A 9,738-nucleotide genomic window follows, 5' to 3' on the forward strand; every position below is an offset into this window, starting at 1 on the left:
GCCGGACCAGTCGTCGGGCGACGCAGGCTAGGACGTGCTCGCGTCGAGGGGACGCGGCTCGCGGATATAGGCGGCGATGGCCCGCACGGAGCCGAAGATCTCAGGCTGGTCGTCCGGCAGCTCCACGTCGAATGCGCTGCCGAGGGCGAGGACGACCTCGAGGATGTCGATGGAATCGAGGTTAAGTGAGCTCTCCTCGAACTCGGTTCCCTCGGCCAGGGCGGCGAAGATCGGCGCGTCGACGTCGACGTCGACCGTTTCGATCTCCAAGCCCAGCCGGGCAACGATCGCCGCGATGATGTCGCGCTCGAGGTCAGTGTTCGCCATGATGGATTCCTTCTTGTCCGCCGCCCAGGAAGCTACGTTTAAGTAGCACTTTGGACAGTAGCAGGAAGAATCTCGAGTAACAAACCCGGCTTCGTGGCTGTGGAGGAGGCCGCGCTGTGCGGGGCAGCGGAGCGGCGGTGGCGGTGTTCGCGTGGGGCGGTCGATCGGCAGGGGAGAACTGCCCTTCGGGTGTCGCCGTTCTGCAGATAATCTGGCGCTTCATCCGAGTGCCCCGGAGGTTCCCAAGTGCCGCACCAGTCCCACGTGCCGTGCCAGCTCAGCAAGGCGAGAGCCTGCCAGGAGGTGACCGCGTGACCGCGTTCATCGACCCGCTCTCCGACGAGCGAGGTGCTGACGGAGCCGGCGGCGGCTACACGGTCTACTGGGCGTCGGCGGAGCGCGTGACGCTCTCCAGGCCGTTGCAGCGCTTCCTCATGGACGCTCACGCCGCACGACTCCGGCCCGTTCTCGTCACCACCGACCACGCGCACGTGTCCACCTTCGTCGCGGATGCGTTCCAGGCGGCAGGAGGCTACTGGGCCGTCTCCTTCGGGGGAGCGATGTTCGACGCCTTCCGGGGAACACGCATCTCCAGCTTCGGCGACTTCTGGGCGCCAAGGGCCGACCGAGTGCCAGAAGCGCACCCGACGCTCTCTCGCCTTCGCGAGCACACCGTCCCCTCGTTCGTCTTCGACGTGTACGTGCGAGACCGGGCCGACGAGCGCACCCTGATCGGTGGTGTCGCCGACCAGCTCGTCGCGGGTCTCGGCGGGACCGGGCTCGAACGGTGGGGTGTGGTCGAACCGCTCGCCGGGCGCTGGTCTCATGCTGCCGTCACCGAGTCGATGCGGCGGCAGATGCCCGTCACCGAGCGCCACTACGCATCCGGTGACGACGGCGCGGTCGTGAGCCTCGCAGCGTCCCGGACCAAGACGGGACTGCTCGAGCACGTGCGGGGCACCGTGCCGATCCGCGACGCGGAGCTCTCCCCGCTCGCCAACGTGCCGGGCGGTGCGCTCGCCGCGCATCCGCGAGTCCTCGACACCCTCCAGGCGCTGGCAGAGCGGGCACGCGTGAACGTCGCGCTCCTGTCCTGCGGCGAGGTCGAAGAGCGAGCTGGCTCCTCCGGGCGGCTCCCAGGCGTACGCAGGCCAGAGCAGCCATTGGCCGTCCTTCTCGGCGCCCGCGCCGTCCGCGACCTCGCGGTCGACGTCGAGGCGCTCGCCGAGCGACACGACGTCACGACCGTCGGCCTCCGCAGGGCTCCTGCGCTCGTCGTCCGCCTCTCCGGCGGCGACCCGCTGTGGCACCAGCTGCGCGCGTTCGCCTCCGACCTCGACCAGGAGCGCCTCGCGTCCGCACTCGCCCTCGAGTTCGCCACGGGCGACACCAAGGTCGGGAGGAGCTGAGCATGCCGATCGAACTGGTCCTGTTGAGTGAGGTGGCGCCGAGCGACGAGGCCGTCGCGCGCGCCATCGCGGAGACGCACCCGGAAGGGCAGCTCATCTCGTTCGAGGGAGGCGCGGTCCGCCACGCCGTCGACGGTGACGGCGCGTCGCTGCTCACGCTCTTCGAGAGCCAGCCGATCGTGGACGCGACGAGCGCGGCCGCGGCGCTGGCGCATCCGCCTGCCGCGTTCGGGCTCTGGACGGAGGTGACCGTGCCGAGGGGCGCGGCGCAGCAAGGGCGTGAGCTCGCCGAGCGGCTCGCCTCGGCTATCGGCGGCTCAGTGACAGAGAGGGTGTGACGTGTCCGACTGGAAGATCGATCCGACCGGCGTGCAGGGCGTGCTCACGAGCGTGCAGGCCACGCAGGGTGAGCTCGCGACCGTCATCACGGAGGCCGGCATGAACGGCGTCATGGCCGGGGTCGCGTGGGGCGGCGGCATCACCGCCGGAGTCTCCGAGGCACTCGCCGGGCTGCTCACGGAGCAGCAGTCGAATGTCACCGCGGTCGGCAACACCGTGAACGCGAGCGTCGCGGGTGTCGCCAACGCCGTCTACGCCTACAACAACGGGCAGGAGCAGATGGCGCTCGAGTTCCAGGGTGCCATCGCCGACGGCTCGAACGGCGACTTCAGCTTCTTCGAGCAGCACGGATACCAGGGGGACGCATGACGATCGAAGTCTGCACCGGGGACGGCCTCATCGACCCGTCTGCGTTCGTCTGCAAGAGCGCGGACCTCGACACCTCGGTCATCGAGGGTTCGGCGACCTCGCTCGAGGGCATGGGGAGCGGCCTCGTCGAGAAGGTGTCGACGATCAGCACGACCTGGGCGGGCATCGGCGCCTCGTACCAGGCCCCAGAGCAGGAGTCCGTGTACGCGGCGATCTCGCCGGCGACCAACGCGGCCTCCGACGTCGAGACGAGCTTCTCGAGCGCGGCCGGCTACCTGCGCACCTACGCCGAGGAGCTCGAGGGCGTCAAGACGACGCTCAAGGACCTCGAGGATCGAGCCGCCGCCTTCCGGCAGGAGGCGCTCCGGGGCTACAACGTCACGGTGTGGGATGCGCACGGGCTGTCGTGGGAGTGGGCGACGACCGACATCACGAAGCTGGGCGACAAGACCGAGCACATCTCGTGGACCGAGCACGGCCCCGCGCGGGACAAGAACGAGGAGCTGCTCGCCGAGTACGCCGCGATCATCGAGACCGTCTCCGCCGCCGCGACGACCTGCGCGGCCGGGCTCGAGACGCTCAGCACGGGCAGCTACGTCACGGAAGACGAGGCCATCACCGCCGAGGCGATCATGGCGTCGACAGAGCTGCCCTGGGGCTACCCGGCCGACGAGGACCGCAACTGCTCCGAGTCGGTCGCGCACGGCGCCGGCAATTTCTGGCACGGCACGTGGACGGGCGCGGCGTCGCTCATCGGCCGCGACCCCGTCTCCGGCGAGTGGGGCTGGGACAAGGCGGGCGCGGCCTGGGGAGGGCTCGGCAACTTCGCCCTCTCGACGGCCGTCGTGCTGTCGCCGACGACCTGGGCCGTGAAGCTCGTCGCTCCGGGATCGGAGGCCGATCAGTGGTTCGACGATCGCGTGAACGTCGCCGCGACCGGCTGGGGGAGCCTCATCGGCTGGGACCACCAGGCTGCGCTGGCAGGAGAGAACGGCTTCCACGCCTGGGAGGAGGACGCCGTCGCGACGGGCACCGAGACGCTCGCGAACATCGGCACGTTCTTCATCCCAGGGGCGAACATCGCCAAGGGCGTCTCGACGGCGGGCCGTGTCGGCTCGATCGTGACGCGTGCCGGTGCCTTCGCCGCCGACTTCGCCATCCCCGGCGGCTCGCTTGCCGTCGGTCTCGCGACGCGGGGCATCCGGTTCTCGCCGGACGGCCTGCGCATCACGCCGTACGTCGGGGCGACCGGGGTCGTGGATGCGCTCGCTCCCACGGGAGGGGTTCCTCCCGTGTCGAACGCGTTCGGCCTCGAGGCGCCCGGCTCGACAACCCTCCCGGGAACGGGAGCTGTGCCGGGAACTGGAACCCTCCCGGGAACTGGAACTGTCCCGGGAACGGGAGCTGTCCCGGGAACCGGAACTGCCCCGGGAACCGGAACTGTCCCGGGAACAGGGACCGCGCCTGGCACCGGAACCCTCCCGGGCTCCGGCCCGGGGTCGCCGACCGCGCCCACTTTCGACCCACCGCCTGCGCACGCACCGGATGGGCCGGGTTCGGCTGTGCCTGGCGGCGATGCGCCTGGCGGCGAGTCCCCGCGGACGGGCGCTCCGGTCAACTCGCCCGGCGTGGAGCCCTCGAGCATCGACCCGCACTCCGCGCACCGCACTCCGACGGACATCGGCGTCGACCGCTCGGCGGACTTCGACGGGCACCACAGCACGCGCTCCGAGCAGGAGGCGATCCGGCATGAGGCGCTCGAGACCCGCAACGAGCAGCTCGAAGCCCTGAACGACCTCGATCTCACGGTCGATGTCGACGGCGGGGCGCTCAACAAGAAGAACATCATGGCGACCATCGACGAGCTCAACGACCAGCTCGATGAGCTGGACCTGCCGCCGGAGGAGCACGCCGCCGCGGCGCAGGCGATCGCCGACCTCGAGGTCGCGGCCAGCGCCGAGCGCGAGGCCTTCGGGGCGCAGGTGGGCGCATCCGAGCAGATGGGCGACCAGGCGGCACGCGACGCGATCGCCACGCAGGGCGGAACGGTTGTGGTCGACGGCGACGGGGCTGGCCCCGGGACGTTCGATCAGATCGGTCTGCGCGTCGGCGAGGACGGAACGCAGACGCTCATCGTCGCCGAGGCGAAGGGCGGCAGCGCGCGCCTCAGCACGACGGGCCGGATCCTCCCAGACGGCACGACGCTGTCCGACGGCACCGTGCTGCCGAACGGCAGCCGCGCGGCTCAGGGGTCCACGCTGTACTTCAACGATGTGTTCCGCAACGACGCCAACCTCGCCGCGTACCTCCGCGACAATCCGGCCCTCGCCGCGGGCCTGGCCGACGGCTCGGTCAGGGTCGACTACCAGCTCGTCAAGGCGAGCCCGGGTGGCAGCATCTCCGTCCAGAGGCTCGGCCTCAACCCTGCCGAGCTGAACCTCGGCCTGCCTCGATAGGATCAGCCCATGGATGCACTCTCGCGCGCGACAGACGAACAGGTGCGTGCGGTCTGCGCGGCCTTCGACGCGGTCGAGTGGCCGCTCGGTCGCGACGGCTACGCGGCGCTGGCTGAGGAACTCGGCTGGCAGCCGAAGCTTGAGACGTCGAGCGGCATCCAGCACCGCTCCGGCTACCCCGTGAGCCTCCCGACCGTGCGGTCGCTGGTCGCCGACGAGGCGGTCTCGCAGATCACGATCGCCGCGAGTGACAAGAGCGACGACTCGGCGGCCCTCTCTCAGGCGGCGAGCGCCCTTCGCGACGCGGTGCACTCGCAGCTCGGGGCCCCGTCGGGCCAGCAGCAGGGAGACCCCTACTGGGAGCTGGGCAACGGCGGACGCATCTGGCTGAAGTCGGTGCCGAAGAAGGTGCTCCTCGTGGTCCAGGACCAGCGCTTCGCCGACATCGAACGCGTCGAGGAGCGTCTCGGCATCGACCCGAGCCGCAATCCGGGCACCGCCGACGACAACCGGTAGCAGCCCGCTGCGCACTGCGCAGCGACACGGGACGACAGAAGACGGCGGCACGCGTGAAGCGTGCCGCCGTCTTGGGTGCGGGCGTCCCGTGCTCTGCCGAGCGGAAACTCGGCCGAGCACGGGAGGCGCGGCCTAGCTTGGGATCGAGGCGCGCGCAGCCGACAGGGCGCGGCGTGCGACGTCGTCGTTCTCGACGAGCGAGTTGCGGATGGCGGCGATCACGTCGCGCACCTGCTGGCCTGCGGAGTTCCACTGCTGCTCGAGGTGCGCGTACTCCTCGGAGACGCCGTCTGCCTGGTAGTCGGCCATGGCCTGCTTGACGTCGGCGTCGCGGCGGTCGAGCGCCGACTCGAGGCGCGCGGCGACCTGCTCGAAGTTCGCCTGCGTCGCCTCGGAGGAGCCGATGTTGTAGTCGTTGCGATCCATCTGGTTCGTGAACATGCGTGTTCTCCGGTTCTCGGGAAGGCTAGGCCTGCGGGCGGATGCGCGACAGGAAGGATTCGGAGCTGAAGTCGGTCGAGTTCGACGACGCCTCGTGGGTTGCCGCGCCGTCATCGGCGGCAGCGACGAACGCCTTGTTCTGGCCGCTGATCGACGTGACGATGCCGGCGAGCGCCGAGTTGAGGGCGTTCGAGATGTCGTCCGTCTTGGCCTTGAAGTTGTTGAAGCTGGCCTTCGCCGGTCCGTTGAAGGTGGACGCGAGCGGCTCCGCAGCATCGAAGAGCTGCTTGACGAGCTCGCCGAGGTCGTCCGATTCGGTCTGCGACTTGTTCCCGAGCGTGACCAGTGTCTGGTCTTCCATTGCGAACTTCATGGCATCCTCTCCAGCACCGCGGTCGGCGCGCGTTGTCCTCCGGAGACGTCAGTTCAGCATGATCGCACCGCCCTCGTCCAACTTTTTCGAGGGGAGTTCTCCCCTCCCGGGGTCAGGTTCGTCCGACTAGCCTTGCCACTCGTGTGGAAACAGGCCGATCTCCCAGCGGCGACCCGCCAGCGCGCCTGGTCGGTCGTGGTCGATGTCGCGCTCGGACTCGTCGTCGTGGCTGGCCTGTCGCTCTTGGCCGCGCGGATCAGCGGCGCGTTCGCCGCGGTTGTCGGAGCATCCGCGGCTCTTCTGATGCTCGGCCTCTGGTGGTGGCTGCGGTCGGCCCTCGGCACGAGCCCTGGCCACACGCTGCTCGGTCTGCGCACCGTCGCGCGCTCGACGGGGATGCCAGCGCGGCCGCTTGCCGGCGCGCGTATGACGCTCGACATCCGCGGAGGCCTCGACCCGCTCGAGCTGATGCCGGCTCCCATCGAGCTCGCACCGCCCACGCGTGTTCCCCAGCGCTTCTCGAGCCCGGACCTGGAGCTGCACTTCGACGACGGCTCGCGTCACGTCGTGCGCGGCGTCATCATCGTGGGTCGTGCGCCGCAGGTCACCTCGAGGGGGCAGCGGCCCGTCGCGGTCCCCGACTTCTCGCGGAGTCTCGCGCCGACGCACGTGCGCCTCGAGCCGAACTTCGACGGCGTGCTGGTCACCGACCTCGGCAGTATCGGCGGCACGTGGGCCTTCGCCGGCGGCGACCCGAGGCGGCTCCAGCCGGAGACCGCCATCACGGTTCCCTTCGGCACCGTGCTCGCCCTCGGGTCGCGGCGCGTGCGTCTCGGACGGCCCGGCGCGAGCATCGCAGGATCGGGGGTGGCGGCATGAGCGACACCGACCGCACCCTCATCGACACGACTCGCGCCCACCGCGAGCGGATGCTGGGCGCGCTCGCGCACGGACCGCAGGCGACGCGGCGGTCGGTCAACACCAACGTGGGGCGACTCCTCGGCTCGGTCATCCTCGGAGCCGTCATCTGCTGCGCGTGCCTCGGCACGAGCTTCGTCGTGAACCTCCTCGAGGACCGGAAGCAGCAGGAGGCGATCTCCGCGTTCCAGGCCGCGGCCGCCGCGAACCCCGTTCTGCCCGGCGGCACGGTCGTGAAGGATGAGGCCACGGGCTTCCTCCTCGACCAGGCGACGGGCGAGTACACGGACCCACGGACGGGGTTCGTCGTCGATCCCGTGACCGGCTACGCCACCGACCCGGAGGGCAAGCTCATCGACACGAGGATCGGCTGGTACATCGACCCCGCGACGGGCTACTACACGAACCCGACGAGCGGCATCACGATCGACCCGCAGACGCTGACGGTCGTCGAGTGAGCGGCCTCCGGATGATCACCCGTCGCACGACCCCTGAGGAGCACTGAGTGTCGTACACGCGACTCACCGTCATCGGCAGCGAGCGCAAGGCCGAGCTCGCACTCCCGAACAGCGAGCCCGTGGGGGTGCTCCTGCCGCACGTGCTCGAGCTCCTCGAGGAGACCCCGAGCGGGGGCGCCGTGCTGACGCTGACGACGTTGACGGGTGCATCCCTCGACTTCGACGCGACCCTCGAAGAGCAGGGCGTGCGGCCTGGCGCACTGCTGCGGGTCACGACCGTGGATGATGCTCCGCAGGCGCCGGAGGTCATCGACATCACGGACGCCATCACCGAGGCTGGCGCTGCGAGGCGGGACGCCTGGACGCAGGCGCACACACGTTCCGTGCTCGCGGTGGCCGCCGGTCTCGCCGCCGCTGGAGCCGGTCTCTGGGTCATGAGCGCGTTCGCGCTGCCCGCCGAGTGGATGCTCGCCGCGGTCGCGTTGCTCGCCGCCGCTGGTGCGGGTCTGGCGCGGTCCGGCCAGCGGGCCGCGGTGGCTGGGGTGGCGAGCGCTGCGCTCGGCCTCGCCGTGCCCGCCGCCTTCGGCCTTGCCGCCGAGATCGGTGCGGCGAGTGGCCGCGAGGGCGGCTGGGACGCGCTGCCGACCGTCGTGCTCGTCGCGGCGATGGCGGCATGGTTCGTGCTCGGCCTCGTCTGGGGTGTCGGCTTCCAGCGGACCTCCGCGAGGTACGGGGCTGGGGTCGGGCTGCTGCTCAGCGCCGGGCTGTTCTTCGTCGACCTGGCGGGCTTCGACCGCGGTGGCGTGGCCGTCATCGCCTCCGTGCTGAGCATCGCTGTGCTCGGTCTCCTCCCCGGCGCGGCGCTCTCGCTGAGCGGGCTCACCGCCTACGACGACCGCATCATGCGCGGCGCGCGCGCCACGACGTCGGATGTCCGGGCGGCGATCGCGGAGTCGTTCGCGCAGCTCACCTGGACCGTCATCGCGGTGTCGGCCGTCGCGCTCCTCTCGCTCTCCGAGCTGCTGCTCTCGCAGGACCCGTGGCGGCAGGGACTCGCCGCGTCCCTCGCCGTCATCGCGCTGCTCCGCATGCGGACGTTCCCCCTCGCGCCGCCGCGGATCGCACTCCTGCTGGCGGCCGCGGTGCCGACCGCGCTGTGGCTGCTCTCGACGACGCTCGTCAGCGACGAGGGGAAGGCGCTCATCGCGGGCGTCGCTGCGCTCGTCGCGGTAGTCGTCGCGGCGTGGGAGCCCAGCGAGGTCGTCGCCGCGAAGCTCAGGAGATGGGCGGACATCCTCGAGCTGCTTGTCGTGCTCACGGTCGTGCCCCTCGCGCTTGGCTCGTTCGGCGTCTTCGCCGACCTCCTCGAGGCCTTCCGTTGAGTCGCCTCGACGGGTTCAGGCAGGCGCTCACGGCTCGCGGCGCGGCCGAGCTGCAGGACCTGCGCGAGCGGGCAGCCGTGCCCCTCGCGCTCCGGCGACGTGTCGGCGTCGCCTCGCTGGTGCCGGGCTCGGGATGCACGACCGTCGCCGTCGAGCTCGCGCGCTTCCTCTCCTCCGCGAGAAACGACCGGGTCCGCTTCGTCAGCGCGCAGGGTCCCAGCCCACGACCGGAGCGCGGCCTCGAGGGCACGAGCGTCGAGGCCCTCGAGCTCGCCCCGACCGAGTGGCCGGCGGACGTCGAGGCGTGGTGGCGGCTGCACCGCGCCTCGAGCGACCGGTACGACCTCACCGTCACCGACTGGGGTACCTCCCCGCTCGCACGCATCCGCGACCTCGCCGAGCATTCTCACGTGCTCTGCCTCGTGACGACCGCCGAGCGCGCGAGCATCCAGCAGGCCCTGGACATCGCCGCCGCCATCGGCGAGCGCACACGCGTCGTGCTCGTCGCCGTCGACGTGCATCGGAGGGCCGGCCTCGCCACCGAGAGGCTCGTCACCAGGCTGCCGTTCCCCGCGGTGCTCGTGCGGCACGACCGGGCGCTGGGAGCGGGCGCGGCGCGCGGTCTCGACGGCGTGCGGATGCTGCGCCTCGGCGCCAGGGTCATCGACGCCGCCGCGGGCATCGCGGTGCCGCCTGTTCCTGTTCCTGTGCCTGCTCCTGCCCCCACGCCCCAGGCCCCGCCCCAAGCTC

Annotated in this window: 12 protein-coding genes; 9 read left to right on the top strand and 3 right to left on the bottom strand. The window is 71.0% G+C overall.

The window, feature by feature from the left end:
* Positions 1–27 precede the first annotated feature (27 nt).
* Positions 28–327, bottom strand: coding sequence for a phosphopantetheine-binding protein (locus C5E06_RS19425; protein ID WP_181063021.1), 300 nt, complete (start codon positions 325–327; stop codon positions 28–30).
* Between the two features lie 311 nt (positions 328–638).
* Between C5E06_RS19425 and C5E06_RS17205 the strand changes: the two genes are divergently transcribed.
* Genes C5E06_RS17205 through C5E06_RS17230 form a run of 5 tightly spaced genes read left to right on the top strand, consistent with a single transcriptional unit; the run spans position 639 to position 5,416 of the window.
* Positions 639–1,736 carry a DUF6177 family protein gene (locus C5E06_RS17205; protein ID WP_104300564.1) on the top strand — a complete coding sequence of 366 codons (1,098 nt, stop codon included), beginning with the start codon at positions 639–641 and terminating at the stop codon, positions 1,734–1,736.
* A gap of 2 nt (positions 1,737–1,738) precedes the next feature.
* Positions 1,739–2,074: a hypothetical protein gene (locus C5E06_RS17210; RefSeq protein WP_104307677.1), complete on the top strand. Its 336-nt coding sequence runs from the start codon at positions 1,739–1,741 to the stop codon at positions 2,072–2,074.
* 1 nt (position 2,075) lies between these two features.
* Positions 2,076–2,444, top strand: coding sequence for a DUF6507 family protein (locus tag C5E06_RS17215; protein WP_104244283.1), 369 nt, complete (start codon positions 2,076–2,078; stop codon positions 2,442–2,444).
* The gene (locus C5E06_RS19430) at positions 2,441–4,900 is read left to right on the top strand and encodes a hypothetical protein (protein WP_181063022.1); all 2,460 of its coding nucleotides are present in this window, start codon (positions 2,441–2,443) and stop codon (positions 4,898–4,900) included. The genes C5E06_RS17215 and C5E06_RS19430 overlap by 4 nt, the downstream gene beginning before the upstream one ends.
* 9 nt (positions 4,901–4,909) lie before the next feature.
* Positions 4,910–5,416: a DUF6301 family protein gene (locus C5E06_RS17230; protein WP_104300568.1), complete on the top strand. Its 507-nt coding sequence runs from the start codon at positions 4,910–4,912 to the stop codon at positions 5,414–5,416.
* A gap of 132 nt (positions 5,417–5,548) precedes the next feature.
* On the opposite strand, the gene C5E06_RS17235 is transcribed toward C5E06_RS17230, so the two are convergent.
* Positions 5,549–5,857, bottom strand: coding sequence for a hypothetical protein (locus tag C5E06_RS17235; RefSeq protein WP_104244287.1), 309 nt, complete (start codon positions 5,855–5,857; stop codon positions 5,549–5,551).
* 25 nt (positions 5,858–5,882) lie between these two features.
* The gene (locus C5E06_RS17240; RefSeq protein WP_104244289.1) at positions 5,883–6,230 is read right to left on the bottom strand and encodes a hypothetical protein; all 348 of its coding nucleotides are present in this window, start codon (positions 6,228–6,230) and stop codon (positions 5,883–5,885) included.
* A 141-nt stretch (positions 6,231–6,371) separates the two neighbouring features.
* Between C5E06_RS17240 and C5E06_RS17245 the strand changes: the two genes are divergently transcribed.
* The 4 genes from C5E06_RS17245 to C5E06_RS17260 all read left to right on the top strand — a co-directional run.
* Positions 6,372–7,109, top strand: a complete 738-nt coding sequence (locus C5E06_RS17245; protein WP_104307678.1) for an FHA domain-containing protein — start codon at positions 6,372–6,374, stop codon at positions 7,107–7,109.
* Positions 7,106–7,606, top strand: a complete 501-nt coding sequence (locus C5E06_RS17250) for a hypothetical protein (protein WP_104244293.1) — start codon at positions 7,106–7,108, stop codon at positions 7,604–7,606. The genes C5E06_RS17245 and C5E06_RS17250 overlap by 4 nt, the downstream gene beginning before the upstream one ends.
* A 47-nt stretch (positions 7,607–7,653) precedes the next feature.
* Positions 7,654–8,988 (top strand): EsaB/YukD family protein, encoded by a 1,335-nt coding sequence (locus tag C5E06_RS17255; RefSeq protein WP_104307679.1) that lies wholly within the window; start codon positions 7,654–7,656, stop codon positions 8,986–8,988.
* On the top strand, positions 8,985–9,738 hold a 754-nt coding region (locus C5E06_RS17260; RefSeq protein WP_219820241.1), incomplete at its 3' end, for a hypothetical protein. The genes C5E06_RS17255 and C5E06_RS17260, both read left to right, overlap by 4 nt.

Origin of the sequence: Pseudoclavibacter sp. RFBI5 (assembly GCF_002931395.1) — a bacterium.
Taxonomy (GTDB): Bacteria; Actinomycetota; Actinomycetes; order Actinomycetales; family Microbacteriaceae; genus Pseudoclavibacter.